20 protein-coding genes are annotated in these 24,947 nt (G+C 71.8%); 11 read left to right on the top strand and 9 right to left on the bottom strand.

Annotation, left to right across the window (positions count from 1 at the left end; genetic code table 11):
* Nucleotides 1-120: 120 nt before the first annotated feature.
* Nucleotides 121-903: a S1 family peptidase gene (locus OG485_RS13210; RefSeq protein ID WP_328668525.1), complete on the bottom strand. Its 783-nt coding sequence runs from the start codon at nucleotides 901-903 to the stop codon at nucleotides 121-123.
* A 324-nt stretch (nucleotides 904-1,227) separates the two neighbouring features.
* Between OG485_RS13210 and OG485_RS13215 the strand changes: the two genes are divergently transcribed.
* Nucleotides 1,228-2,121: a hypothetical protein gene (locus OG485_RS13215; RefSeq protein ID WP_328668526.1), complete on the top strand. Its 894-nt coding sequence runs from the start codon at nucleotides 1,228-1,230 to the stop codon at nucleotides 2,119-2,121.
* 121 nt (nucleotides 2,122-2,242) lie between these two features.
* Nucleotides 2,243-2,989 carry an ankyrin repeat domain-containing protein gene (locus OG485_RS13220; protein WP_328668527.1) on the top strand — a complete coding sequence of 249 codons (747 nt, stop codon included), beginning with the start codon at nucleotides 2,243-2,245 and terminating at the stop codon, nucleotides 2,987-2,989.
* A 3-nt stretch (nucleotides 2,990-2,992) separates the two neighbouring features.
* Here OG485_RS13220 and OG485_RS13225 read toward each other — a convergent pair whose 3' ends face one another.
* Entirely contained in the window at nucleotides 2,993-3,907 is a 915-nt protein-coding gene (locus OG485_RS13225; protein WP_328668528.1) for an SDR family oxidoreductase, read from the bottom strand.
* Nucleotides 3,904-4,680, bottom strand: coding sequence for an SDR family oxidoreductase (locus OG485_RS13230; protein ID WP_443048912.1), 777 nt, complete (start codon nucleotides 4,678-4,680; stop codon nucleotides 3,904-3,906). The genes OG485_RS13225 and OG485_RS13230 overlap by 4 nt, the downstream gene beginning before the upstream one ends.
* A gap of 100 nt (nucleotides 4,681-4,780) precedes the next feature.
* Between OG485_RS13230 and OG485_RS13235 the strand changes: the two genes are divergently transcribed.
* Genes OG485_RS13235 through OG485_RS13250 form a run of 4 tightly spaced genes read left to right on the top strand, consistent with a single transcriptional unit; the run spans nucleotide 4,781 to nucleotide 8,257 of the window.
* Nucleotides 4,781-5,533: an enoyl-CoA hydratase family protein gene (locus OG485_RS13235; RefSeq protein ID WP_328668529.1), complete on the top strand. Its 753-nt coding sequence runs from the start codon at nucleotides 4,781-4,783 to the stop codon at nucleotides 5,531-5,533.
* Nucleotides 5,530-6,396 (top strand): CoA transferase subunit A, encoded by an 867-nt coding sequence (locus OG485_RS13240; protein ID WP_328668530.1) that lies wholly within the window; start codon nucleotides 5,530-5,532, stop codon nucleotides 6,394-6,396. The genes OG485_RS13235 and OG485_RS13240 overlap by 4 nt, the downstream gene beginning before the upstream one ends.
* A 20-nt stretch (nucleotides 6,397-6,416) precedes the next feature.
* Complete coding sequence (locus tag OG485_RS13245; protein ID WP_328668531.1) at nucleotides 6,417-7,190, top strand: CoA-transferase subunit beta; 774 nt, start codon at nucleotides 6,417-6,419, stop codon at nucleotides 7,188-7,190.
* Complete coding sequence (locus OG485_RS13250) at nucleotides 7,190-8,257, top strand: NAD(P)H-dependent flavin oxidoreductase (protein ID WP_328668532.1); 1,068 nt, start codon at nucleotides 7,190-7,192, stop codon at nucleotides 8,255-8,257. Before OG485_RS13245 ends, OG485_RS13250 begins: the two co-directional genes overlap by 1 nt.
* Nucleotides 8,258-8,263: 6 nt before the next feature.
* Here OG485_RS13250 and OG485_RS13255 read toward each other — a convergent pair whose 3' ends face one another.
* Nucleotides 8,264-9,421: an acetyl-CoA C-acetyltransferase gene (locus tag OG485_RS13255; protein ID WP_328668533.1), complete on the bottom strand. Its 1,158-nt coding sequence runs from the start codon at nucleotides 9,419-9,421 to the stop codon at nucleotides 8,264-8,266.
* Between the two features lie 31 nt (nucleotides 9,422-9,452).
* Complete coding sequence (locus tag OG485_RS13260; RefSeq protein ID WP_328668534.1) at nucleotides 9,453-10,070, bottom strand: TetR/AcrR family transcriptional regulator; 618 nt, start codon at nucleotides 10,068-10,070, stop codon at nucleotides 9,453-9,455.
* Between the two features lie 188 nt (nucleotides 10,071-10,258).
* On the opposite strand from OG485_RS13260, the gene OG485_RS13265 reads away from it, so the two are divergent.
* Nucleotides 10,259-11,467, top strand: a complete 1,209-nt coding sequence (locus tag OG485_RS13265) for an RNA-guided endonuclease InsQ/TnpB family protein (RefSeq protein ID WP_328668535.1) — start codon at nucleotides 10,259-10,261, stop codon at nucleotides 11,465-11,467.
* 24 nt (nucleotides 11,468-11,491) lie between these two features.
* Here OG485_RS13265 and OG485_RS13270 read toward each other — a convergent pair whose 3' ends face one another.
* Nucleotides 11,492-12,283, bottom strand: a complete 792-nt coding sequence (locus OG485_RS13270; protein WP_328668536.1) for an SDR family oxidoreductase — start codon at nucleotides 12,281-12,283, stop codon at nucleotides 11,492-11,494.
* 58 nt (nucleotides 12,284-12,341) lie between these two features.
* Between OG485_RS13270 and OG485_RS13275 the strand changes: the two genes are divergently transcribed.
* Both OG485_RS13275 and OG485_RS13280 read left to right on the top strand, forming a co-directional pair.
* Complete coding sequence (locus OG485_RS13275) at nucleotides 12,342-13,487, top strand: acyl-CoA dehydrogenase family protein (RefSeq protein WP_328668537.1); 1,146 nt, start codon at nucleotides 12,342-12,344, stop codon at nucleotides 13,485-13,487.
* Entirely contained in the window at nucleotides 13,487-14,488 is a 1,002-nt protein-coding gene (locus OG485_RS13280) for an acyl-CoA dehydrogenase family protein (protein ID WP_328668538.1), read from the top strand. Before OG485_RS13275 ends, OG485_RS13280 begins: the two co-directional genes overlap by 1 nt.
* Here OG485_RS13280 and qcrB read toward each other — a convergent pair.
* Nucleotides 14,460-16,181 carry a cytochrome bc1 complex cytochrome b subunit gene (gene qcrB / locus OG485_RS13285; RefSeq protein ID WP_328668539.1) on the bottom strand — a complete coding sequence of 574 codons (1,722 nt, stop codon included), beginning with the start codon at nucleotides 16,179-16,181 and terminating at the stop codon, nucleotides 14,460-14,462. The two genes, OG485_RS13280 and qcrB, sit on opposite strands and share 29 nt — an antisense overlap.
* A 263-nt stretch (nucleotides 16,182-16,444) precedes the next feature.
* Here qcrB and OG485_RS13290 point away from each other — a divergent pair, with 263 nt between their 5' ends.
* On the top strand, nucleotides 16,445-17,365 hold the full coding sequence (locus OG485_RS13290) for a rhomboid family intramembrane serine protease (protein ID WP_328668540.1): 921 nt from the start codon (nucleotides 16,445-16,447) through the stop codon (nucleotides 17,363-17,365).
* 296 nt (nucleotides 17,366-17,661) lie between these two features.
* The gene (locus tag OG485_RS13295) at nucleotides 17,662-18,552 is read left to right on the top strand and encodes a chitosanase (protein ID WP_328668541.1); all 891 of its coding nucleotides are present in this window, start codon (nucleotides 17,662-17,664) and stop codon (nucleotides 18,550-18,552) included.
* A 138-nt stretch (nucleotides 18,553-18,690) separates the two neighbouring features.
* Here the strand turns inward: OG485_RS13295 and OG485_RS13300 are convergent, their stop codons facing one another.
* A complete protein-coding gene (locus OG485_RS13300; RefSeq protein WP_328668542.1) occupies nucleotides 18,691-20,151 on the bottom strand; it encodes a glutamate synthase subunit beta in 1,461 nt (486 codons plus the stop codon).
* Complete coding sequence (gene gltB / locus OG485_RS13305) at nucleotides 20,144-24,739, bottom strand: glutamate synthase large subunit (RefSeq protein ID WP_328668543.1); 4,596 nt, start codon at nucleotides 24,737-24,739, stop codon at nucleotides 20,144-20,146. Before gltB ends, OG485_RS13300 begins: the two co-directional genes overlap by 8 nt.
* Between the last annotated feature and the right edge of the window lie 208 nt (nucleotides 24,740-24,947).

A 24,947-nucleotide genomic window follows, 5' to 3' on the forward strand; every position in this document is an offset into this window, starting at 1 on the left:
CCGCGGGGGCTCGATCTCGAGGGGAGGCCGTGCGGCGGTCGCCCGCGACCTGGGTCGCGGGCGCCGCGCGCAGGGGTCGTTCGGGTCCTGCGGGTGGGGCGGGCCGTACGGCGGGCGGGGTCAGAGGCCGGCGGCCGCTCTGGCTATGTCGGCGGCGAAGGTCGAGACCTCGCTGTACACGCCGGGGTATCCCGGCTCGGCGCAGCCCTCGCCCCAGCTCACGATGCCGACCTGGATGTAGGCGCCCGTGTCGTCCTTGCGGAACATGGGTCCGCCGGAGTCGCCCTGGCAGGTGTCGACGCCGCCCTGGGCGACGAATCCGGCGCAGATCTCGTCGCCGGGGACGAGGTCGCTGCCGTACGCCTGCTTGCAGGTGGCGTCGTCGACGAAGGGGACGGTGGCCTTGAGCAGGTAGCGCTGCTGTGCGCCGCCTTCGCGGGTGGCGCCCCAGCCGGCGACGGTGAAGTTGCCGTTGTTGTAGGCGGTGCTGGTGGCGATCTTCAGGGTGGGCAGGGCGATGGGTGTGGCGAGTTTGATGAGGGCCCAGTCCTTGCCCTTGCCGGTGTAGCCGGGGGCCTGGAGCACCTTGGTGGACTTGACCTTGACGGCGCTGCTGCTCTGGAGGTCCACGACGCCGGCGGTGGCGGTGATGGAGGTGTTGGTGCCGGAGCCGTTCACGCAGTGCGCGGCGGTCAGGACGATGCTCTGGGTGTAGAGGGCGCCGCCGCAGCCCATGGAGAGGCGGACCATGAAGGGGAATTCGCCCTGGGCGGCGCGGGTGCCGCCGACGACGGGTGCGGGTGCGGCGTGTGCGGCCGTCGGCTGGAGGGAGACGGTGGCGAGGGCTACCGCGGCGACGGTGAGCAGTCTTCTGACGACGCCGTACTTCCTGAGAGACTTCAACGTGCTTCCTTTCGTGGGGGGTTGTCGGCAGGGCGGGTGCACGGGAAATGTCGAATGGCATGCACCTGCCAAGTTGGTGGGGATTATGAGGACCGTCCGCCGCGGCGGGCAAGAGCCTCATTCCGGCCAGCCGTCGTCCGGCCCGTGCGGCGCCCCGCCTCCGGGCGGAACCCCACGTGCCCCGCGCCCCCTTCTCCGGGCGGAACGCCACTCACCCCGCTCCCCCGTCTCCGGGCGGCACCCCCGCTCGCTCCGCTCCCCCGCCACCGGGCGGAACCCCGCTTACAGTGGAGAGGAGTTCCGGCGTCTTCTGGGGGTGCGGGCGTGGCGAACGGCGGACCCGTGGAGCACGGCTACCCGCATCTGGACACGGTGCGGGCATCGGTCACCGCGCTCTACAAGCGGCTCTCGTACGACACCGTCCACACCTTCGCGACCAGCGTGGCGCCCGCCGACGTGGCCTTCGCGGACGTCGACGACCTGCATCTGGGCGCGCAGCGCGTCGCCCGTGAGATGGTGCGGCACTACCGGCTGCCGGACGCCCGGATGATCATCGGCTTCCGCGAGATGACCCACGCGGCGCATGTCGAACTCGCCGCGGGGCCCGAGTACTTCATCGAGCTCAACGACCGCTTCCGCACCCACCGCAGGGACATCGGCGCCGCCCTCGCCCACGAGGTGATGCACGTCTATCTGCACCGCCTGGACCTCTCGTTCCCCGGCACCCGCGACACCGAGATCCTCACCGACACGGCCGCGGCCTACCTCGGCGCGGGCTGGCTCCTTCTCGACGCCTACCGCGAGGACGCCGCGTCCTCGCAGAAACTCGGCTATCTGACGCCCGAGGAGTTCGGTTACGTCCTCGCCAAGCGCGCTCTGGTCTTCGGCGAGGACCCCTCGGTGTGGTTCACCAGCCCGCAGGCGTACACCGCGTACACCAAGGGCATGGAGCTGGCCCTGCGTGACGGGCGGCAGCCCCCGCTGACCGCGGCCGGCTGGGCGGGGCGACGGCGTTACGCCAGGGACCGGCGCCACGCCCAGGAGCACCACACCCCCGAGCACTCCGGCGTGCCCTACACCTTCGCGCCCGACGACCGCGGACCGCTGCGTGTCTCCTTCCCGTGCCCCACCTGCCACCAGCGCATCAGGGTGCCGGTCCGGGGCCGGGTACGGGCGCGGTGCGCGCTGTGCCGGACGGTGCTGGAGTGCGACACCTGAGGGCCGGCCCCGTGCGCCGCCCCGCGAGTGCGCCGTTCGTGGCGCCGGGGGGCGGGCCGGGTGAGGCAGAACACCCCGAAAGCCTTTGCCTCGCGTGTCCGTGGCGAGCGAGGGTCGAAGGATGAGCACGAACGACCCCACCGCACTCCTCTTCCCCGCTCTGTACGAGGGGGACGAGGACGCGGTCGTACGGCTGCTGCGTGCCGGGGTGAGCCCGGAGGCGGTCGACGAGGACGGCCAGAGCGCCCTGTATCTGGCGGCGGTGAGCGACCGGCCCGGCGTCGTGCGGCTGCTGCTGGCCGCCGGCGCCGAGCCCGACCGGCTGAGTCTGGGCACGGACGCTCCGCTGTGCGGGGCGGCCTGCGGCGGTCATACGGAGGTGGTGCGCGCCCTGTTGTCGGCGGGAGCGTACCCGGACACCGTGGAGGCGTTCGGTTTCACCGCGCTGACCTGGGCCCTGCGGCGGGGTCACACCGCCGTCGCGGAGGCGCTCCTGGGGGCGGGCGCGGACCCGGGCCGGCCCGGACCGGCGGGCGAGCCCCCGCTGGTGACGGCGGCGCACCGGGGTTCGGCCGGCTGTGTGCGGGCGCTGCTCGCGCACGGGGCGGGCGCGCGGGGCGAGGCGCTGGCGGAGGCCCGCCGGCTGCTCGGCGTCGGCGTCGAGGCGGAGCTGCGGGAGGGGCTGGCCCGCGCGCACGGCTCCGGCCACGCTTTCGTCACCCGCCGGCGTCCTTCGCCCGAGGGCGTCACCGTCGAGGTCGAGCTCCTGGACGCCCGGGGCCGGCCGTTCGCGGGCGACGACCTCCAGACCGGTCACGCGGAGATCGTCGCCCTGCTGAAGGCGAGCACGACCCGCTCCGGGCGCTGAGGCTCACCGCGCCCCGTACACCGCTCCCGGAGTCGCGGTCCGCGTCAGGAGTTCGCGGGCCGTCTCGCCGGCCTCCGCCGGGGTCCACCGGGCGCCCTTGTCGGCGCTGGGGCCCGGCCGCCAGCCCTCCATCACCGTGATCCTGCCGCCCTCGGTCTCGAAGACGCGGCCGGTGACCCCGGCGCTGGCGGCCGATCCGAGCCAGACGACCAGCGGGGAGACGTTGCCGGGGTCCATCGCGTCGAATCCGCTGCCGGGGACCGCCATGGTGTCGGCGAAGGCGCGCTCGGTCATCCGCGTGCGGGCGGCCGGGGCGATGGCGTTGACCTGGACGCCGTGGCGTTCCATCTCGGCCGCCGCGACCAGTGTCAGGGCGACGATGCCGGCCTTGGCGGCGCTGTAGTTGCCCTGCCCGACCGACCCGAGCAGGCCCGCGCCGCTGCTGGTGTTGACGACCCTGGCGTCGGGCGCGCGACCCGCCCTCGCCTCCGCGCGCCAGTGTGCCGCCGCCTGCCTGAGCGGCAGGAAGTGGCCCTTCAGGTGGACCCGCATGACGGCGTCCCAGTCGTCCTCGTCGAGGTTGACCAGCATGCGGTCGCGCAGGAATCCGGCGTTGTTGACGAGGGTGTCGAGCCTCCCGTACGTCTCCAGGGCGGTGCGGACGAGGGACGCGGTGCCCTCGGCCGTCGCGATGTCGCCGCCGTGGGCGACCGCCTCGCCGCCCGCCGCGCGGATCTCGTCGGCCACCTGCCGGGCCGGGCTGTCCGCCGCGGGGGTGCCGTCGAGGCCGACGCCGAGGTCGTTGACGACGAGCCGGGCGCCCTCCGCGGCGTACGCCAGGGCGTGTGCCCTGCCGAGCCCGCGGCCCGCGCCCGTGACGATCACGACCCGCCCCTCGCACAGCCGTCGTGCGCTCATCGTGTCTCTCCCCGCTGGTCCTTGTTGGCGGTGGCGGCGTCGAGGAAGGCGGGGCGTTCCCCGCCTCCGTGGACGAGGACGGAGGCGCCGCTGATGTAGGCGGCGGCGTCGGAGGCGAGGAAGACGGCGGCGTCGCCGACGTCGGAGGGCTGGGCGAGGCGGCCCAGCGGGACGGTGCGGGCGACGGCGGCGAGGCCGTCCTCGCCGCCGTAGTGCAGATGGGCCAGTTCGGTGCGGACCATGCCGACGACCAGGGTGTTGACCCGGATCTCCGGCGCCCACTCGACGGCCATCGAGCGGGCCAGGTGCTCCAGTCCGGCCTTGGCGGCGCCGTAGGCCGCGGAGCCGGGCGAGGGGCGCGATCCGCTCACGCTGCCGATCATCACGATCGAGCCCCGGTTCCGCCTGAGGTGGTCGCGGGCCGCGATCGACGCGGTGAGCGGGACGGTGAGGTTGAGCTCGATCACCCGGGCTTGCCGCTCGGCGTCGGCCTCGGCCAGCGGCCGGTAGGGGGCGCCGCCCGCGTTGTTGACCAGGACGTCGAGCCGGGGCAGGGCGTCGAAGAAGGCCTGTACCGCGGCCGGGTCGCGCAGGTCGAGGGGGACGAAGTCGGCCTTGCCGAGGGGGGCTTCGGGCGGCCGCCGGGCGCAGACCACGACGTGGGCGCCGGCTCGCTGGAAGGCGCGGGTGATGCCCGCGCCGACGCCTCGGGTGCCGCCGGTGACGACGACGGTCCGGCCGCCGAGGTCCACGGCGGATCCGGGCCGGTCCATGGTGTCCGGGTTGTCCACAGGGCCTCCCGCGCGACCGCGATCGCTGCTAGCTTCGCATCACACCTAACAAACGTTTGGTGGAAAGGTAGCTGATGTGCCCATGGGTGTCTCCACCTCGTCCCCGGAAAAGGGGATTTCCGTCGTCACGGTCGACTTCCCGCCGGTGAACGCGCTGCCGGTGCGGGGCTGGTTCGACCTCGCCGACGCCGTGCGCGCTGCGGGCGGCGACCCGGGGGTCCGCTGTGTCGTCCTGAGAGCGGAGGGGCGCGGGTTCAACGCGGGCGTCGACATCAAGGAGCTTCAGCGCGACCCCACCGGCCGGGGGGCGCTGATCGGCGCGAACCGCGGCTGCGCCGAGGCCTTCGCCGCGGTGTACGAGTGCGAGGTGCCCGTCGTGGCCGCGGTGCACGGTTTCTGCCTGGGCGGCGGCATCGGGCTGGTGGGGAACGCGGACGCGATCGTGGCGGGCGAGGACGCCGTCTTCGGCCTGCCCGAGCTGGATCGCGGCGCGCTCGGGGCGGCCACGCATCTGGCGCGTCTCGTCCCGCAGCATCTGATGCGGGTCCTGTACTACACCTCGCGCACGGTGACGGCGGCCGAGCTGCACGCGCACGGCTCGGTGTGGCGGGTCGTGCCGGGCGGGGAGCTGCGGGCGGCGGCGCTGGAGCTGGCGCGCGAGATCGCGGCCAAGGACGGGCAGCTCGTCCGGCTCGCCAAGGCCGCCATCAACGGCATCGATCCCGTCGACGTGCGCCGCAGCTACCGCTTCGAACAGGGCTTCACCTTCGAGGCCGCTCTGGCCGGTGTGGCCGCCCGCGTCCGTGACACCTTCGGCAAGGAGGCTCCCCGGTGAGCGACAAGACCATGTCGGCGCAGGACGTCGTCGGCCGGCTGGAGAGCGGGATGACGCTCGGCATCGGCGGCTGGGGCTCGCGCCGCAAGCCGATGGCCCTGGTGAGAGCGCTGCTCCGCAGCGAGATCACCGATCTGACCCTCGTGTCGTACGGCGGCCCGGACGTCGGGCTGCTCGCCGCCGCCGGCCGGATCCGCACCCTGGTCACCGCGTTCGTGACGCTCGACTCCGTCCCGCTCGAACCGCACTACCGCGCGGCCCGCGAGCGCGGCGCGTTCGAGCTGAGGGAGGTGGACGAGGCGATGTTCATGTGGGGGCTGCACGCGGCGGCGAACCGGCTGCCGTTCCTCCCGGTGCGCGCGGGGCTCGGCTCGGACGTGATGCGGGTCGATCCAGGTCTGCGGACGGTCACTTCGCCGTATCCGGACCCGGTCTCGGGGATACGGGAGGAGCTCCTCGCGATGCCCGCGCTGCGTCTGGACGCGGCCCTGGTCCACATGAACCGCGCGGACCGCGCGGGCAACGGCCAGTATCTGGGACCCGATCCGTACTTCGACGACCTGTTCTGCGAGGCGGCGGACGCGGCGTACGTCTCCTGCGAGCGGATCGTGGACACGGCGGAGCTGACGAAGGAGGCGGCGCCGCAGACCCTGCTGCTCCAGCGTTCCTTCGTGACGGGAGTGGTGGAGGCGCCGAACGGGGCGCACTTCACCTCGTGCGTGCCGGACTACGGACGGGACGAGGCCTTCCAGAAGCTGTACGCGACCACGCCGTACGCCGAGTTCGCCGAGCGGTTCCTCGGCGGCGGCGAGGAGGCCTATCAGAGCGCCGTGCGCGCCTGGCGGAAGGAGCGGGAGCGGTGAACGGGGAAGGAGCGGGACCGGTGAGCGTCACCCGAGCGGAGTACTGCGTGATCGCGTGCGCCGAGGCGTGGCGGGACAACGGCGAGGTGCTCGCCAGCCCGATGGGCCTGATCCCGTCCATCGGCGCCCGGCTGGCCCGGCACACCTTCTCGCCGGATCTGCTGCTGACCGACGGCGAGGCGCTGCTCGTCGGGCTCGACGGCACCCCGGAGGGCTGGCTGCCGTACCGCAGACATCTGACGGCGGTGACCGGCGGACGGAGGCACGTGATGATGGGCGCGAGCCAGATCGACCGGTTCGGCAACCAGAACATCGCGTGCGTCGGCGACTGGTCCCGGCCCCGGCGCCAGCTGCTCGGCGTGCGCGGCGCGCCGGTCAACACCCTGAACAATCCGACGAGTTACTGGATCCCGCGGCATTCCCAGCGGGTGTTCGTGGAGCGGGTCGACCTGGTGTGCGGGGTGGGATACGACCGGGCCGGCGCCGCGGGGCCGAGCGCCACCCGTTTCCATCGCCTTCCCCGTGTGGTGACCGACCTGGCCGTCCTGGACTTCGGGACGCCCGATCACTCGATGCGGCTGGTGTCCGTCCACCCGGGCGTGAGTGCCGAGCAGGTCGGGGAGGCGACGGGGTTCGGGCTGACGGTCCCGGACGAAGTGCCGTTCACCCGCGAACCGACCGCGGAGGAGCTGGAGTTGATCCGCACGGTGCTCGACCCGGCCGGTCGGCGTGAACGCGAGGTGCCCGATCCGCGGGGCACCTCGACCGGCGGTCCGGGCGGGGGCGGGCGCTGATGGAGACCGCGCTGACCCGGCTCGTCGGGGTCCGGCATCCCGTCGTGCAGACCGGCATGGGCTGGGTGGCGGGGCCCCGTCTGGTCTCGGCGACGGCGAACGCGGGGGCGCTGGGCATCCTGGCCTCGGCGACGATGACGCTCGACCAGCTCCGTGACGCCGTGCGGGAGGTCAAGTCGCGTACGGACCGGCCCTTCGGCGTGAATCTGCGCGCCGACGCCGGGGACGCGGGCGACCGGGTGCGGATCATCGTCGACGAGGGCGTGCGGGTCGCGTCGTTCGCGCTCGCCCCGTCCCGGGAGCTGATCGTCGGACTGAGGGAGGCGGGGGTGGTCGTCGTGCCGTCCGTCGGCGCGCGGCGGCACGCCGAGAAGGTGGCCGCCTGGGGTGCCGACGCGGTGATCGTGCAGGGCGGTGAGGGCGGCGGCCACACCGGGGAGGTGGCGACGAGCGTGCTGCTGCCCCAGGTGGTGGACGCCGTGGACATCCCGGTGGTGGCGGCGGGCGGCTTCCACGACGGGCGGGGGCTGGTGGCGGCGCTGGCCTACGGGGCGGCGGGCATCGCGATGGGCACGCGGTTCCTGCTGACCTCCGACTCGACCGTCCCCGACGCGGTGAAGGCGCGGTACCTGGCGGCGACGGTCAAGGACGTGACGCTGACGACGGCCGTGGACGGGCTGCCGCACCGCATGCTGCGCAGTGAGCTCGTCGACGCGCTGGAGAGGGCGGGCCGCACGAGGGCGTTCGTCCGGGCCGTGCGTCACGCGGCCGGGTTCCGGCGGATCTCCGGCCTCTCCTGGTCCCGCATGATCCGCGACGGCCTCGCCATGAAGCACGGCCGGGACCTGTCCTGGAGTCAGGTCCTGCTCGCCGCCAACACCCCGATGCTCCTGAAGTCGTCGATGGTGGACGGCCGGACGGATCTGGGGGTGATGGCGTCGGGGCAGGTCGCCGGGGTGATCGAGGATCTGCCGTCCTGCGCGGAACTGGTCGAGCGGGTGATGGCGGAAGCGGGGGCGGCTCTCAGCGGTCTTCCACAGATCGCTGGTGAACACGACGAGGTGTGACAGCCGTCAGATCCGTTCGATGATCGTCACGTTCGCCTGGCCGCCGCCCTCGCACATCGTCTGGAGTCCGAACCGGCCGCCGGTGCGCTCCAGTTCGTGCAGCAGGGTGGTCATCAGCCGTACGCCCGTGGCGCCGAGCGGGTGGCCGAGGGCGATCGCGCCGCCGTTGACGTTGACCTTCGCGGGGTCCGCGCCGGTCTCCTTGAGCCAGGCGAGGACGACCGGGGCGAACGCCTCGTTGATCTCGACGAGGTCGATGTCGCCGATGGACATGCCGGTCTTCTTCAGGGCGTGGGCGGTGGCCGGGATGGGGGCCGAGAGCATCCGGATGGGGTCCTCGCCGCGGGCGGAGAGATGGTGGACGCGGGCGCGGGGGGTGAGGCCGTGTTCGCGGACCGCCTGTTCGGAGGCGAGCAGCATCGCGGCGGCGCCGTCGGAGACCTGGGAGGAGCAGGCGGCGGTGATGGTGCCGCCCTCGACGACCGGCTTCAGGGCCGCCATCTTCTCCAGGGTGGTGTCGCGGCGGGGGCCCTCGTCGGCGGTGACGCCGGCGAGGGGGACGGTCTCGCGGGCGAAGCGGCCCTCGTCGGCGGCGCGGATCGCGCGGTGGTGGGAGCGGAGGGCGAACTCCTCCTGGTCGCGGCGGCTGATGCCCCATTTGGCGGCGATGAGTTCGGCGCCGTGGAACTGGTTGACGGGGCGGTCGCCGTAGCGGGCCCGCCAGCCCTCGCTGCCCGCGAAGGGGCCTTCGGTGAGGCCGAGGGGTTCGGCGGCCTGGCGGGAGGCGAAGGCGATGGGTATCTGGGTCATGTTCTGTACGCCGCCGGCGACGACGAGGTCCTGGGTGCCGGAGAGGACGGCCTGGGCGGCGAAGTGGACGGCCTGCTGGGAGGAGCCGCACTGCCGGTCGACGGTGACCCCGGGGACCTCCTCGGGCAGTCCGGCGGCCAGCCAGCTCGTGCGGGCGATGTCCCCGGCCTGCGGCCCGACGGTGTCCAGGCAGCCGAGGACGACGTCCTCGACGGCGGCCGGGTCCACACCGCAGCGTTCGACAAGGGCTTTGAGCACGTGCGCGCCGAGGTCGGCCGGGTGGACCGCGCCGAGTCCTCCCCTTCGGCGCCCGACGGGCGTACGGACCGCTTCGACGATGTAGGCCTCGGCCATGACGACTCCCTTGGGGGTGTGAGTGGTTCGCTTACGTCTCCTCGCGGACGGAGATGCCGTCGAGCACCATCGACAGGTACTGCCGGGCGATCTCCTCGGGGCTGTGCTGACCGCCGGGCCGGTACCAGGAGGCGGCGACCCACACGGTGTCGCGCACGAAGCGGTAGGTGAGGCGGATGTCGAGGTCGGCGCGGAAGATCCCGGCGTCGACTCCGCGTTCCAGGGTGCTCAGCCAGGCCTTCTCGAAGTTGCGCTGGGACTCGGCGAGGAAGGCGAAGCGCTGCTGTGCCACGAGGTGGCGGGACTCCTTCTGGTAGATCGCGACGGCGTCGCGGTGCCGGTCGATCTCCCGGAAGGACTCGGTGACCAGGGCTTCCAAGGTTTCCCGGGGTCCGAGTCCGGCGTCGAGGACGGTGTCGTAGCCGTCCCAGAGCTCGTCGAGGAAGGTCCGCAGGATCTCCTCCAGCATCGATTCCTTGGAGTCGAAGTGGTAGTAGAGGCTGCCCGCGAGCATCCCGGCCTCGTCCGCGATCTTGCGGACGGTCGTGGCGTTGTAGCCCTGTTCGGCGAACACCTCGGCGGCGGTGCCGAGGAGTTCGCGGCGGCGCTCGGGGGTGGCGGTCACCTGGGGCTTCTTCTTGGTAGGCACGCGGTCATCGGGCTTCCTCGGTGGGTACCCCGGCCTCCGGGCCGGATGGGATTGCCCCTGGCGCAGCCAACGGGAGAACCGGGCTCCCGCGGAGCAGGGCAGGGAAGACGGCTTGCCGCCAGGACGGATCGCCGCTCACCACCCGCAGTCAGCATACAGTCACAACCTGTCGTGCTACTTTGTGAGCCATGACCTCTCACGTGAAGCGGGCGTTCAAGTTCCGCTTCTATCCGACGGATGCGCAGGCGGCGGAGCTGTCGCGCACCTTCGGATGTGTGCGCAAGGTCTACAACCTGGCACTCGAAGCACGTACCGCCGCGTGGTACCAGCGACGGGAGAGGGTCAACTACAACGCGACCTCGGCGATGCTCACCGCGTGGAAGAAGACCGAGGAACTCACCTACCTGTCCGAGGTGTCCTCGGTGCCCCTGCAGCAGTGCCTGCGGCACCTTCAAGCGGCGTTCACGAGCTTCTTCGAGGGACGGTCGAAGTACCCCCGGTTCAAGTCGCACAAGAAGTCCCGCCGCTCCGCGGAGTACACCAGCTCGGCGTTCCGCTACCGCGACGGCCGGCTCACGCTCGCCAAGATGAGCGAGCCCCTGGACATCGTGTGGTCGAGGCCGCTCCCCGACGACGCGACGCCGTCCACGGTGACCGTGTCCCAGGACGCGGCCGGACGCTGGTTCGTGTCGCTGCTCTGCGACGACACGATCCCCCCGGCACCGGCCACCACCAGGGCGGTCGGAATCGATGCGGGGATCACCTCCCTGGTGACCCTGTCCACCGGGGAGAAGATCACCAACCCCCGGCACGAACGCCGTGACCGCGCCCGCCTCGCCAGGGCCCAGCGGGAACTGTCCCGCAAGACGAAGGACTCCGCCAACCGGGAGAAGGCGCGCCGCAAGGTCGCCAAGGTCCACGCCCGGATCGCCGACCGGCGCCGCGACCACCTGCACAAGCTGACCACTCGTCTCGTCCGTGAGAACCAAACGGTCGTGATCGAGGACCTGAGCGTCCGCAACATGGTCAAGAACCACGGGCTCGCCCGGGCCATTTCGGATGCGGCCTGGCGTGAGCTGAGGACGATGCTCGAGTACAAGTGCGCCTGGTACGGACGCGAACTCGTTACGGTCGACCGCTGGTTCCCCTCCAGCAAACTGTGCGGGAACTGCGGCACGATCCGGGCGAAACTGCCGCTGCACGTCCGTACATGGACGTGCGAGTGCGGCACGGTGCACGACCGCGACGCGAACGCGGCGCAGAACATTCTCGCGGCCGGGCTGGCCGTGTCTGCCTGTGGAGACGGTGTAAGACCTCAACGGGAGCCCTCCCGGACGGGGCAGTCGTCGATGAAGCAGGAACCCCAGCGGGCGACCGCTGGAACCCCCCGCCTTTAGACGGGGGAGGAAGTCAATGTCGTCCTATGCGCGCTGGCTGCTCACGGACACGACCTCGCCGGTGAGGTACGAGGAGTAGCCGGAGGCGAGGAACACGATCACGTTGGCCACCTCCCAGGGTTCGGCGTGGCGGCCGAAGGCCTCGCGGGCGGTGAGTTCTTCCAGCAGTTCGGGGGTGGTGACCTTCACCAGGTGGGGGTGCAGGGCGAGGCTGGGCGAGACGGCGTTGACGCGGACGCCGTAGGCGGCGGCCTCGATCGCGGCGCAGCGGGTGAGGGCCATGACGCCGGCTTTCGCCGCGGCGTAGTGGGCCTGTCCGGACTGGGCGCGCCAGCCGACGACGGAGGCGTTGTTGACGACGACTCCTCCGTCGCCGTGTTCCCTGAGCCGCCGCAGGGCGGCCCGGGTGCAGCGGAAGGTGCCGTTCAGGGTCACGTCGAGGACCTTGGACCACTGGTCGTCGGTCATGTCGACGAGGGACGCGGTGCCGCCGAGGCCAGCGTTGTTGACGACGATGTCCAGTCGGCCGTGGAGGTGCTCGGCGGTGTCGAAGAGGGCCTGGACCTGGTCCTCGGCGGTGACGTCGCAGGGCAGTGCGGTCACCTGGCCGGGGCCGAACTCCGCGGCCAGGGTCTCGGCGGTCTCCTTGAGCCGGCGGGTGTGCGCGTCGCTGATCAGGACGCGGGCGCCCTCCTCCAGGAACCGGCGTGCCGTGGCTCCGCCGATGCCGGCGCCCGCGGCGGCGGTGATGACGGCGCTGCGGCCCTTCAGCAGTCCGTGGCCGGGTACGTACGCCGGGCTCTCGACGTCGCTCATGACTCCAAGCTAACCTACCAAACACTTGTTAGGGAAGCTCCGCCGGAAGGTGCCGCCGATGGATCTCACCCGCTCCCCCGCGGACGAGGCGTTCCGCGCCGAGGCCCGTACCTGGCTGGACGCCCACGTCCCGGCGGCCGCGCTGCCCTCCCTGGAGACCGCGGAGGGCTTCGCCGCGCATCGTGCGTGGGAGGCCGAACTGGCCGCGGACCGCTGGTCGGTGGTGTCGTGGCCGGCCGAGTACGGCGGCCGGGACGCGAACCTCGTGCGCTGGCTGGCGTTCGAGGAGGAGTACCACGCGGCGGGCGCTCCGGGCCGGGTCGGGCAGAACGGCATCAGCCTGCTCGCGCCGACCCTCTTCGGCCACGGCACCGCGGAGCAGCGCGCGCGGGTGCTGCCTTCGATGGCCACGGGCGAGGTGGTCTGGGCGCAGGCCTGGTCCGAGCCCGAGGCGGGTTCGGACCTGGCCTCGCTGAGATCGCGCGCGGTGCGGGTGGACGGCGGCTGGCTGCTGCGGGGGCTGAAGACGTGGTCGTCGCGGGCCGCGTTCGCCGATCGCGCCTTCGGCCTGTTCCGCAGTGAGCCGGGCCTGGCGAAACCCCACCAGGGGCTGACGTACGTGATGTTCGACCTGCGCGCGCCGGGTGTGACGGTCCGCCCGATCGGGCGCCTGGACGGCAGACCGGCCTTCGCGGAGCTGTTCCTGGACGATGTGTTCGTCCCCGACGAGGACGTGATCGGCGAACCGGGGCAGGGCTGGCGGGTGGCGATGTCGACGGCGGGCGACGAGCGCGGTCTGACGTTGCGTTCGCCGGGCCGTTTCCTGGCCGCCGCGGACCGGCTGGCCGCGTTGTGGCACGCCCACGGCGACCCGTCCGACTCGGCCCTGCGCGACCGGGTGGCCGACGCGGTGATCGGCGCGCGCGCCTACCAGCTCTTCGCGTACGCCCATGCCTCCCGGTTGCTCGAAGGGGAGGGCATCGGGCCGGAGTCCAGCCTGAACAAGGTGTTCTGGTCGGAGCTGGACATCGCGCTGCACGAGACGGCGCTCGATCTGCTGGGCGCCGAGGGCGAGTTCGCGGACAGCGGGTGGTGCGAGGGGTACGTCTTCGCGCTCGCGGGCCCGATCTACGCGGGCACGAACGAGATCCAGCGCGACATCGTCGCCGAGCGGCTGCTCGGCCTTCCGAAGGGCCGCCGCTGATGCGCTTCCTGCTCGACACCGAACAGCGGGCCTTCGCCTCGTCCCTGGACGCGATGCTGGCGTCCGCGGACACGCCGTCGGCGGTGCGGGCGTGGGCGGACGGCGACCACGCGCCGGGGCGGGTCCTGTGGTCGCGGCTGGCCGAGGCGGGCGTGTTCGCTCTGGCGGTCCCGGAGGCGTACGAGGGGGCGGGCCTGCTTCCGGTGGAACTGGCGGTCGCTTTTGTGGAGTTGGGCCGGCACGCGGTTCCGGGTCCGGTGGTGGAGACGGTGGCCGCCGCCGTACTGCTGGGTGAGCTGAGCGCGCTGGGCGAGCCGGGTCCGGCCGAACGGCTGCTGCCGGGGCTCGCCTCGGGCAAGAGCGTGGCCACGTTCGCCCCGGACGGTGCTCCGGCGCTCGACGCGGACGCGGCGACGGTGCTGCTCGCGGTGGACGGCCGGGGTCTGTGGCTCGCGCCCGGTCCCGGCCCGGTGCGGATGTCCGTGGACCGGGCCCGCAGGCTCGCGCGTGCGCAGGGCGGCGGCGAACTCCTGGCCACGGGACCTCGGGTCGCGCGCGCCGCGCTCCGGGCGCTGGCCTGGGCCCGGCTCGCCACAGCGGCCCAGGCCCTCGGGGTGGGCCTCGCGCTCCTCGGCCGGACCGTCGCGTACGTCGGGCGGCGGACCCAGTTCGGTGTTCCCGTCGCCTCGTTCCAGGCGGTCAAGCACCGGCTCGCGGACGCGATGATCGCCCTGGAGTTCGCGCGCCCGCTGCTGTTCGGGGCCGCGCTGTCGATGGCGCCGGCGGAGGTCGCCGCCGCGAAGGTCACGGCGTGCGAGGCCGCGTACGCCACGGCGCGGGCCGCGTTGCAGCTGCACGGCGCGATCGGTTACACGGCCGAGTACGACCTGTCCCTCTGGTTCACCAAGGCCCGCGCCCTGCGTTCGGCCTGGGGCACCCCGGCGGAGTGCAGGGCCGAGGCGCTGGCCGGTCTCAGTGGTGCTGGTCGTCCCCGTTCGTGAGCGCCCGGTACTCCTCCGACGTGGGCTTCGGGATCCTGGTGCCGGGACCGTACAGGGCGCGCGCCAGCCGGGCGCGCAGCCTCCGGGCCGGGCCGACCCGGCGGACCACGCCGTTCGCGTCGACGAGCGGACCCACCTCGTAGGGCGGCGGCTGTTCGTGCTGGGTGAGGGTGAACCGCCGGGCCTGGGTGAGGGGTTCGTGGACCTCCACGTACTCGCCGTGCGGAAGGCGCTTGACGGTGCCGGTCTCGCGTCCGTGCAGCACCTTGTCGCGGTCGGCGCGTTGCAGCCCCAGGCAGATCCGTTTCGTGAGGATGTAGGCGAGGGCGGGTCCGGCGAAGACGGCGACGCGGACGAACCAGGTGATCGCGTTGATCGACAGGTGGAAGTGGGTGGCCCACAGGTCGTTGCCGCCGCCGACCAGCAGGACGGCGTACAGCGTCAGCCAGGCGACGCCGAGAGCGGTGCGGGTGGGGACGTTGCGCGGCCGGTCCAGGAGGTGGTGCTCGCGCTTGTCGCCGGTGACCCAGGCCTCGATGAAGGGGTAGACGGCGATGGCGGCCATGATGAGCGGGAAGAGCGAGAAGGGGATGAAGACGCCCAGCTGGAGGGTGTGGCCGAAGGCGTTGATCTCCCATCCCGGCATCACGCGGATGAGTCCTTCGGAGAAGCCGAGGTACCAGTCGGGCTGTGCGCCGGTCGTCACCAGGTCGGGGCGGTAGGGCCCGAACGCCCACACGGGGTTGATGGTGGCGATCGCGCCCATGACCGACAGGACGCCGAAGACCAGGAAGAAGAAGCCGCCTGCCTTCGCCATGTAGACCGGCATGAACGGCATGCCGACGACCGACTTCTGGTCCCGTCCGGGCCCCGGATACTGCGTGTGCTTGTGGTAGAAGACCAGGATCAGATGGGCGACGACCAGTCCCAGCATGATGCCCGGCAGCAGCAGGACGTGGATGGGGAAGAACCGCGGGATGATGTCGTGCCCCGGGAACTCCCCGCCGAACAGGAAGAAGGAGATGTACGTCCCGACGACCGGGATGGACAGGATCGCGCCCTGCGCGAAGCGGACGCCGGTGCCGGAGAGCAGGTCGTCGGGGAGCGAGTAGCCGGTCAGCCCGGTGATGAGGCCGAGCATCAGCAGCGTCCAGCCGAAGAGCCAGTTGACCTCGCGCGGCTTGCGGAACGCGCCGGTGAAGAACACCCGCATCATGTGCACGAGCATCCCGGCGAGGAAGACGAGCGCCGCCCAGTGGTGGATCTGCCGGATCAGCAGTCCGCCGCGCACGTCGAAGCTGATGTCGAGCGTGGACTCGTAGGCCCGCGTCATGACGATGCCGTTCAGCGGCCCGTAGGAGCCGTGGTAGACGACCTCGACGCCGCTCGGCTCGAAGAACAGGGTGAGGTAGATGCCGGTGAGGATCAGGACGAGGAAGCTGTAGAGGCAGACCTCGCCCAGCATGAACGACCAGTGGTCCGGGAAGACCTTGCGCATGTTGGCCTTGGCCAGTGAGTAGACGCCCAGCCGTCCGTCGGCCCAGTCGGCGAGCCTCTCCCCTTTGCCGGTCTCCGGCGCGCGCCGGGCCCGTACGGTCCCCGTACCGCCCGAGGCCTGCGCGGTCCCGCCCCCGGGTGCCCTGTCCGCCGAAGTCCCCGCGGTCCGGCCGGAGTCGATCTCTCGTGCGCCCATTCGCCGCTCCCCTCGGCCCACCAGGGTGGCACGCCGGGCGGTCGAAGCCAACGGGGCGTCACGGGTGCGGTGTTGGCCACGAAGCCGGCAGGGTTCGACGTGACGGCGCCGGTCGATCCCCGGCGCGGGCACCGGCGTTCCCCGGCGGCGGCCGCGAATCGTGGCCCTGCCGTTACCCGCCGTCCGTCACGTTGGATATTTTGATCATCGCCGTCCCCACCGGCTCACTTTCCCCTGTACCCGTGCGTTCCTAGGAGCCGGCCGTGGAGTCCGAGTCCGCCGTCACCACCTGCTACCGCCACCCCAAGGTCGAGTCGCATGTGCGCTGCACCCAATGCGACCGCTACATATGTCCGAGCTGTATGCGCGAGGCGGCCGTCGGCCATCAGTGCGTGGAGTGCGTGAAGGAGGGCGCGAGGTCCGTCCGGCAGGCCCGCACGGCCTTCGGCGGCCGGATATCGACGGTGCCGGCGGTGACGTACGTCCTCATCGGCCTGAACGTGCTGGCCTATCTGGCCGAACTGCTGCGCGCCTCGGTCGTGGACCGGTTCTCGATGCTCGGCGCGGGTCTGGTGGACTCGGACGGGCTCCACTACCTCTGGGACGCCGCGTACCCCGCGTCCTATCACGCGGAGGGCCTCGTCGACGGGGAGTGGTACCGGCTGCTGACCGGCGCGTTCCTGCATCTGCCGCCCACGGAGGGCACGTTCGGGATCGCCCACATCGCGATGAACATGTTCGCGCTGTGGAACGTCGGCCGGATCGTCGAGTCCCAGCTCGGCCGGGTCCGCTACCTCGCGCTGTATCTGCTGTCGGCGCTCGGCGGCTCGGTCCTCGTGCTGCTGATCGCCCCGGACCAGCAGACGATCGGCGCGTCCGGCGCGATCTTCGGCATCAGCGCCGCGTACTACGTGATGGGCCGCCGCCTGGGCGCGGACAGGGGGAACATCAACCGGTTCATGGCGGGCCTGCTGATCTGGCTCCTGATCTCGGCGGGGCTCACGTCCTGGCAGGGGCACCTGGGCGGGCTGCTGGCGGGCGGGCTCGTGACCGCCGCCTACGCGTACGCCCCCCGCGACCGCCGCCGGACCCTGATCCAGGCGTCCGTCTGCGTGGGCCTTCTCGCCCTGCTGGTGGTCCTCACGGTGCTGAAGGTGTCGGCGCTGCGGACGGGCGCGGTGTAGCACGGGAGCGAACGGCGGGAGCCCGCGCCCGGCACGGATCCCCGCCGTGGTGCCCGGCACGGATCCCCGCCGTGGTGCCCGGGGTGGGTCAACGGCCGCCGACCGCACGCGGGTCGGGCACCGCCGACGCGACGCGTGCCCCGCCCGGAACGCCTGGCCCGAACGCTCCGGTGGCCGGACCGGTGACGTGACCGAAACCGGCGCGCGTGCCGGGTCCCGGGGGCACATCTGTACATCACCCGTGCGGCCCCCCGGCCTTCCCGCCGGTCCCGTCGGCCCTGCGTACCGTGTGCGGCATGAAACGCGCGGGTTATCTGTTCATCACCCTCGCCCTCCTGCTGATCACGGCGGCGGTCCACCTCACCACGCCCGGGCACGCCACGGCCGACGCCAGGGGCGGCCCCTCGGCCGCGTCGCGGTCCCGTGCGAAGGACAGGGCGGAGCGGACGGCCGACGACGAGCGTGTCGCCGGCATGCCGGCGGGCCTCGCCGCTCCGGCCAAGAAGGAGCTCGCCCAGCAGATCGTGGCGAGTGCCGAGAACTCCACGCTGAACTGGCACGAGGCGTACGGCTACATCGAGGACATCGGTGACGGCCAGGGCTACACGGCGGGCGTCGTCGGCTTCTGCACCGGCACCCACGACCTGCTCACCCTCGTCGAGCGCTACACCCGGGCGCACCCGGACAACGGGCTCGCCCGCTATCTCCCGGCCCTGCGCGAGGTCGACGGCACGGACTCCCACGAGGGCCTGGACCCGGGCTTCACCGCGGCCTGGCGCCACGAGGCCACCCTCGCCGCGTTCCGCAGGGCCCAGGACTCCGAGCGCGACCGGGTCTACTTCGGCCCCGCCGTCCGGCTCGCCAAGCTCGACGGTCTCGGCACGCTCGGCCAGTTCCTCTACTACGACGCCATGGTGATGCACGGTCCGGGCACCGGCGTCCACAGCTTCCACGGGCTGCGCGAGCGCACCCTGCGCGAGGCGGACCCGCCGTCCGGGGGCGGCGACGAGAAGACGTACCTCGGCACCTTCCTGGACATCCGCCGCGCGGCCATGAAGTCCGAGAACCCCGGCCGCGACACCACCCGCGTCGACACGGCCCAGCGCCGGTTCCTCGACGAGGGGAACCTCGGCCTGCGCACCCCGCTGGAGTGGAAGGTGTACGGCGAGACCTACCGCGTGCCGTAGGCGCCGGGCGGGTGCGGACATGCGGCGGCGCCTGCCCAGTCGTCCGGTCGGGGACAGTGGGGCAGGCGCCGTCTCGTGTTCCGCACGCCTTTGTGCGGGACGTTCTCGAGTGACCGTGTCAGGTCACGCATCCATGGGTCAGACCGTCAGCGAACGGTCCGTCGGGCGGATCGGGGCCGGCAGGTCGCTCGCTCCGGTGAGGAAGCGGTCGACACCGCGGGCGGCCGAGCGGCCCTCCGCGATGGCCCAGACGATGAGGGACTGGCCGCGGCCCGCGTCACCGGCGACGAACACACCGGGAACGTTGGTCGCGAAGTCGGCGTCGCGGGCGATGTTGCCGCGCTCGTCGAGCTCCAGGCCGAACTGGGAGACCACGCCGTTCTCGACGTCCGTGCCGGTGAACCCCATCGCCAGCGTCACCAGCTGGGCGGGGATCTTGCGCTCCGTGCCCGGCTTCTGGTTCAGCTTGCCGCCGGTGAACTCTACCTCGACCAGGTGCAGCCACTGGACGTTGCCGTCCTCGTCGCCCTCGAAGTGGGTGGTGGAGACCGCGTAGACGCGCTCGCCACCCTCCTCGTGCGCGGAGGTGACCTTGTAGAGCATCGGGAAGGTCGGCCAGGGCTGGCCCGGGTTCCGCTCCTCGCCCGGCCGCGGCATGATCTCCAGCTGCGTGACCGAGGCCGCGCCCTGGCGGTGGGCGGTGCCCACACAGTCCGCGCCCGTGTCGCCGCCGCCGATGACCACGACGTGCTTGCCCTCGGCGGTGATCGGGGGCGCCACGAAGTCGCCCTCCTGCACCTTGTTGGCCAGCGGCAGGTACTCCATGGCCTGGTGGATGCCGCTCAGCTCCCGCCCGGGGACGGGCAGGTCGCGGGCGGTCGTCGCGCCGGCCGCGATGACCACGGCGTCGTACCGCTTGCGCAGGTCCGTCGCCTTGAGGTCGCGGCCGATCTCGATGCCCGTGCGGAAGCGGGTGCCCTCCGCGCGCATCTGCTCGATGCGGCGGTTGATGTGCCGCTTCTCCATCTTGAACTCGGGGATGCCGTAGCGGAGCAGACCGCCGACGCGGTCGGCACGCTCGTACACGGCGACCGTGTGACCGGCCCGCGTGAGCTGCTGCGCCGCGGCGAGACCGGCGGGGCCCGAACCGATGACCGCGACCGTCTTGCCCGACAGGCGCTCGGGGATCTGCGGGGCGACGTCGCCCGTGTCCCACGCCTTGTCGATGATCGAGACCTCGACGTTCTTGATGGTCACGGCGGGCTGGTTGATGCCCAGCACACACGCGGACTCGCACGGCGCGGGGCACAGCCGGCCCGTGAACTCCGGGAAGTTGTTCGTGGCGTGCAGGCGCTCGGAGGCGGCCTGCCAGTCCTCGCGGTACGCGTAGTCGTTCCACTCGGGGATCAGGTTGCCCAGCGGACAGCCGTTGTGGCAGAACGGGATGCCGCAGTCCATGCAGCGCGAGGCCTGCTTGGAGATGATCGGGAGCAGCGAGCCCGGAACGTAGACCTCGTTCCAGTCCTTGAGGCGCTCCTGGACCGGGCGGGACCTGGCGACCTCACGGCCGTGGTTCAAAAAGCCCTTGGGATCAGCCATTGGTCGCCGCCTCCATCATCTTCTCGGTGATCTCGGACTCGTCGAGTCCGGCTCGCTCGGCGGCGTCCTTGGCGGCGAGCACTGCCTTGTAGGTGCTGGGGATGATCTTGCTGAAGCGCTCCACGGCGGCGGGCCACTCGGCGAGCAGTTTCTCGGCGACCGTCGAGGCGGTCTCCTCCGCGTGCCGGCGCACGACGTCGTGCAGCCACTGCCTGTCGGTGTCGTCGAGCTCCTCGACGGCGTTCACGCTGGCGACGTTCACGTTGTCGCGGTCAAGGTCGATCACGTAGGCGACCCCGCCGGACATGCCGGCCGCGAAGTTGCGGCCCGTCTCGCCGAGGACGACCGCGTGACCGCCGGTCATGTACTCGCAGCCGTGGTCGCCGACGCCCTCGGAGACCACCAGCGCGCCGGAGTTGCGGACGCAGAAGCGCTCGCCGGTGCGGCCGCGCAGGAACAGCTCGCCGCCGGTCGCGCCGTAGGCGATGGTGTTGCCCGCGATCGTCGAGTACTCGGCGAGGTGGTCGGCGCCCCGGTCGGGGCGGACGACGACACGGCCGCCGGAGAGGCCCTTGCCGACGTAGTCGTTGGCGTCGCCCTCCAGGCGCAGCGTGACGCCGCGCGGGAGGAAGGCGCCGAAGGACTGGCCCGCCGAGCCGGTGAAGGTGATGTCGATGGTGTCGTCGGGCAGGCCCGCGCCGCCGAACTTCTTCGTCACCTCGTGGCCGAGCATGGTGCCGACCGTCCGGTTGATGTTGCGGATCGCGACCTGGGCGCGGACCGGCTGGGCGTCGGTCGCGGAGTCCGCGGCCAGCGCGTCGGCGGCGAGCTTGATGAGCTCGTTGTCGAGCGCCTTCTCCAGGCCGTGGTCCTGCTCGATGACCTGGTGCAGCGCCGCACCCTCGGGCAGTTCGGGCACGTAGAAGAGCGGGGTCAGGTCCAGGCCCTGCGCCTTCCAGTGGGTGACGGCGCGCTCCACGTCGAGGTTCTCGGCGTGGCCGACGGCCTCCTCGATGCTGCGGAAGCCGAGCTCGGCGAGGATCTCGCGGACCTCTTCGGCGATGAACTTGAAGAAGTTGACGATGTACTCGGCCTTGCCGGCGAACCGCTCGCGCAGCACCGGGTTCTGGGTGGCGATGCCGACCGGGCAGGTGTCCAGGTGGCAGACGCGCATCATGACGCAGCCGGAGACGACGAGCGGCGCGGTCGCGAAACCGAACTCCTCGGCGCCGAGCAGCGCGGCGATGACGACGTCGCGGCCGGTCTTGAGCTGGCCGTCGGTCTGCACGACGATGCGGTCGCGCAGGCCGTTGAGCAGCAGGGTCTGCTGGGTCTCGGCGAGGCCGAGCTCCCAGGGGCCGCCCGCGTGCTTGAGGGAGGTCAGCGGGGAGGCGCCCGTTCCGCCGTCGTGGCCGGAGATCAGGACGACGTCCGCGTGGGCCTTGGAGACACCCGCGGCGACCGTGCCGACGCCGACCTCGGAGACCAGCTTCACGTGGATGCGGGCCTGCGGGTTGGCGTTCTTGAGGTCGTGGATCAGCTGAGCCAGGTCCTCGATGGAGTAGATGTCGTGGTGCGGCGGCGGGGAGATCAGGCCGACGCCCGGGGTGGAGTGACGGGTCTTGGCCACCCACGGGTAGACCTTGTGGCCGGGCAGCTGGCCGCCCTCGCCGGGCTTGGCGCCCTGGGCCATCTTGATCTGGATGTCGTCGGCGTTGACCAGGTACTCGCTCGTGACACCGAAGCGGCCGGAGGCGACCTGCTTGATGCTGGAGCGGCGCGCCGGGTCGTAGAGCCGGTCCGCGTCCTCGCCGCCCTCACCGGTGTTGGACTTGCCGCCCAGCTGGTTCATGGCGATGGCGAGGGTTTCGTGCGCCTCCTTGGAGATGGAGCCGTACGACATGGCGCCGGTGGAGAAGCGCTTGACGATCTCGGAGACGGGCTCGACCTCGTCGAGGGAGATCGGGGTGCGGTCCGAGGTGAAGCCGAACAGGCCGCGCAGCGTCATCAGGCGCTCGGACTGCTCGTTCACGCGGCCGGTGTACTTCTTGAAGATCTCGTAGCTGCCGGAGCGCGTCGAGTGCTGGAGGCGGAAGACCGTCTCCGGGTCGAACAGGTGCGGCTCGCCCTCGCGGCGCCACTGGTACTCGCCCCCTATGTCCAGGGCGCGGTGCGCGGGCGCGATGCCGGAGGCCGGGTAGGCCTTGGCGTGCCGGGCGGCGACCTCCTTGGCGATGACGTCGAGGCCGGCGCCGCCGATCTTGGTGGCCGTGCCGTTGAAGTACTTCTCGACGAAGGCCTTCTCCAGGCCGACGGCCTCGAAGACCTGGGCGCCGCGGTAGGAGGCGACGGTCGAGATGCCCATCTTGGACATGACCTTCAGGACGCCCTTGCCGAGCGCGTAGATCAGGTTGCGGATGGCCTGCTCGGCCTCGATGCCCTGGAGGAAGGTGTCGGCGCGGACCAGGTCCTCGACGGACTCCATGGCGAGGTACGGGTTGACGGCCGCGGCGCCGAAGCCGATGAGCAGGGCGACGTGGTGGACCTCGCGGACGTCGCCGGCCTCGACCAGCAGGCCCACCTGGGTGCGCTGCTTGGTGCGGATGAGGTGGTGGTGGACGGCCGCGGTGAGCAGCAGCGAGGGGATCGGCGCGTGCTCGGCGTCGGAGTGGCGGTCCGACAGGACGATCAGCCGGGCGCCGTTCTCGATGGCGGCGTCGGCCTCGGCGTAGATCTCCTCGATGCGGGCGGCGAGGGAGTCGCCGCCGCCGGAGACGCGGTACAGGCCGGAGAGCGTGGCGGCCTTCATGCCGGGCATGTCGCCGTCGGCGTTGATGTGGATGAGCTTGGCGAGCTCATCGTTGTCGATCACCGGGAAGGGCAGGGTGACGCTGCGACAGGAGGCGGCCGTCGGCTCCAGCAGGTTGCTCGCCGGGCCGAGGGAGGAGCGCAGGGAGGTGACCAGCTCTTCGCGGATCGCGTCCAGCGGCGGGTTGGTGACCTGGGCGAACAGCTGGGTGAAGTAGTCGAAGAGCAGACGCGGGCGCTGCGAGAGCGCGGCGATCGGCGAGTCGGTGCCCATGGAGCCGAGCGGCTCACCGGCGGTGTTGGCCATCGGCGCGAGGATGATCCGCAGCTCTTCCTCGGTGTAGCCGAAGGTCTGCTGGCGGCGGGTGACCGAGGCGTGGGTGTGCACGATGTGCTCGCGCTCGGGGAGGTCGGAGAGCTCGATCTCGCCGGCTTCCAGCCACTCGGCGTAGGGCTTCTCGGCGGCGAGGCCGGCCTTGATCTCGTCGTCCTCGATGATGCGGTGCTCGACGGTGTCGACGAGGAACATCTTGCCGGGCTGGAGGCGGCCCTTGCGGACGACCTTGGCGGGGTCGATGTCGAGGACGCCGACCTCGGAACCGAGGACGACGAGACCCTCGTCGGTGACCCAGTAGCGGCCGGGGCGCAGACCGTTGCGGTCGAGGACCGCGCCGACCTGGGTGCCGTCGGTGAAGGTGACACAGGCCGGGCCGTCCCAGGGCTCCATCATCGTGGAGTGGAACTGGTAGAAGGCGCGCCGGGCCGGGTCCATGGATGCGTGGTTCTCCCACGCCTCCGGGATCATCATGAGCACGGAGTGCGGGAGCGAACGGCCGCCGAGGTGCAGGAGTTCGAGCACCTCGTCGAAGGAGGCCGAGTCGGAGGCGTCGGGGGTGCAGACGGGGAAGATCCGCTGCAGCTTGTCGTTGTCCCCGAACAGGTCCGAGGCGAGCTGGGACTCGCGGGCGACCATCCAGTTGCGGTTGCCCTTGACCGTGTTGATCTCGCCGTTGTGCGCGACGAAGCGGTACGGGTGGGCGAGCGGCCAGCTCGGGAAGGTGTTGGTGGAGAACCGGGAGTGCACGAGCGCGATCGCGGAGGCGAAGCGGCGGTCGGACAGGTCCGGGAAGAAGGGCTCCAGCTGGCCGGTGGTCAGCATGCCCTTGTAGACGATGGTCCGCGCGGACAGCGAGGGGAAGTAGACGCCGGCCTCGCGTTCGGCGCGCTTGCGCAGCACGAACGCGGTGCGGTCCAGGGCGATGCCCTGGCTCTCGCCGTCGCTCACGAAGATCTGGTGGAAGGCGGGCATCGTCGAGCGGGCGGTGGCGCCGAGGAGCTCGGGGGCGACCGGGACCTCACGCCAGCCGAGGACGGTGAGGCCCTCTTCGGCGGCGATCGTCTCGATGCGCGAGACGGCGTCGGCCGTGCCGTCCTCGGGGAGGAAGGCGATGCCTACCGCGTACGCACCGGCTGCGGGAAGTTCGAATCCGGCCACTTCGCGGAAGAAGGCGTCCGGGACCTGGGAGAGGATGCCCGCGCCGTCGCCCGAGTCGGGCTCGGAGCCGGTGGCACCGCGGTGTTCCAGGTTGCGCAGAACGGTGAGCGCCTGCTCGACCAGCGCATGGCTCGCCTCGCCGGTGAGGGTGGCCACGAAGCCGACGCCGCAGGCGTCGTGCTCGTTGCGGGGGTCGTACATACCCTGCGCAGCAGGGCGAGCATCCATGAAGGACCACTTCTGGTCGTTCGTGGAGTGCTGGGACGGCTGGCGCGTGGTACGCATCGGCTCTCCCGTCGTCGTCGGGGCGGGGGGTCTCCCGGGCTCTTGCGGCGCTGGGAAGACATCTGCCGAGGGACGACGTTGGCCCTCTGCTGGGTGCAAAATTTCGTGCAGGTTACATGATGGAGCGATTCTCGTGAATCGGATACGTCGTTCCAACATGCGGACACCACGGGGGCGCGGCGGGGGTATCGCGCTGAGCGGTGGAGAG

The organism is Streptomyces sp. NBC_00328 (assembly GCF_036139655.1).
Taxonomy (GTDB): domain Bacteria; phylum Actinomycetota; class Actinomycetes; order Streptomycetales; family Streptomycetaceae; genus Streptomyces.

Bases quoted from the DNA above. Each gene is read 5' to 3' on its own strand.
- OG485_RS13280 (WP_328668538.1), top strand. From the start codon at position 13,487: ATGCGCTTCCTGCTCGACACCGAACAGCGGGCCTTCGCCTCGTCCCTG.
- OG485_RS13300 (WP_328668542.1), bottom strand. From the start codon at position 20,151: ATGGCTGATCCCAAGGGCTTTTTGAACCACGGCCGTGAGGTCGCCAGG.
- qcrB (WP_328668539.1), bottom strand. From the start codon at position 16,181: ATGGGCGCACGAGAGATCGACTCCGGCCGGACCGCGGGGACTTCGGCG.
- OG485_RS13225 (WP_328668528.1), bottom strand. From the start codon at position 3,907: ATGAGCGCACGACGGCTGTGCGAGGGGCGGGTCGTGATCGTCACGGGC.
- OG485_RS13255 (WP_328668533.1), bottom strand. From the start codon at position 9,421: ATGGCCGAGGCCTACATCGTCGAAGCGGTCCGTACGCCCGTCGGGCGC.
- OG485_RS13235 (WP_328668529.1), top strand. From the start codon at position 4,781: ATGGGTGTCTCCACCTCGTCCCCGGAAAAGGGGATTTCCGTCGTCACG.
- OG485_RS13270 (WP_328668536.1), bottom strand. From the start codon at position 12,283: ATGAGCGACGTCGAGAGCCCGGCGTACGTACCCGGCCACGGACTGCTG.
- gltB (WP_328668543.1), bottom strand. From the start codon at position 24,739: ATGCGTACCACGCGCCAGCCGTCCCAGCACTCCACGAACGACCAGAAG.
- OG485_RS13220 (WP_328668527.1), top strand. From the start codon at position 2,243: ATGAGCACGAACGACCCCACCGCACTCCTCTTCCCCGCTCTGTACGAG.
- OG485_RS13230 (WP_443048912.1), bottom strand. From the start codon at position 4,680: ATGGACCGGCCCGGATCCGCCGTGGACCTCGGCGGCCGGACCGTCGTC.
- OG485_RS13265 (WP_328668535.1), top strand. From the start codon at position 10,259: ATGACCTCTCACGTGAAGCGGGCGTTCAAGTTCCGCTTCTATCCGACG.
- OG485_RS13250 (WP_328668532.1), top strand. From the start codon at position 7,190: ATGGAGACCGCGCTGACCCGGCTCGTCGGGGTCCGGCATCCCGTCGTG.
- OG485_RS13295 (WP_328668541.1), top strand. From the start codon at position 17,662: ATGAAACGCGCGGGTTATCTGTTCATCACCCTCGCCCTCCTGCTGATC.
- OG485_RS13275 (WP_328668537.1), top strand. From the start codon at position 12,342: ATGGATCTCACCCGCTCCCCCGCGGACGAGGCGTTCCGCGCCGAGGCC.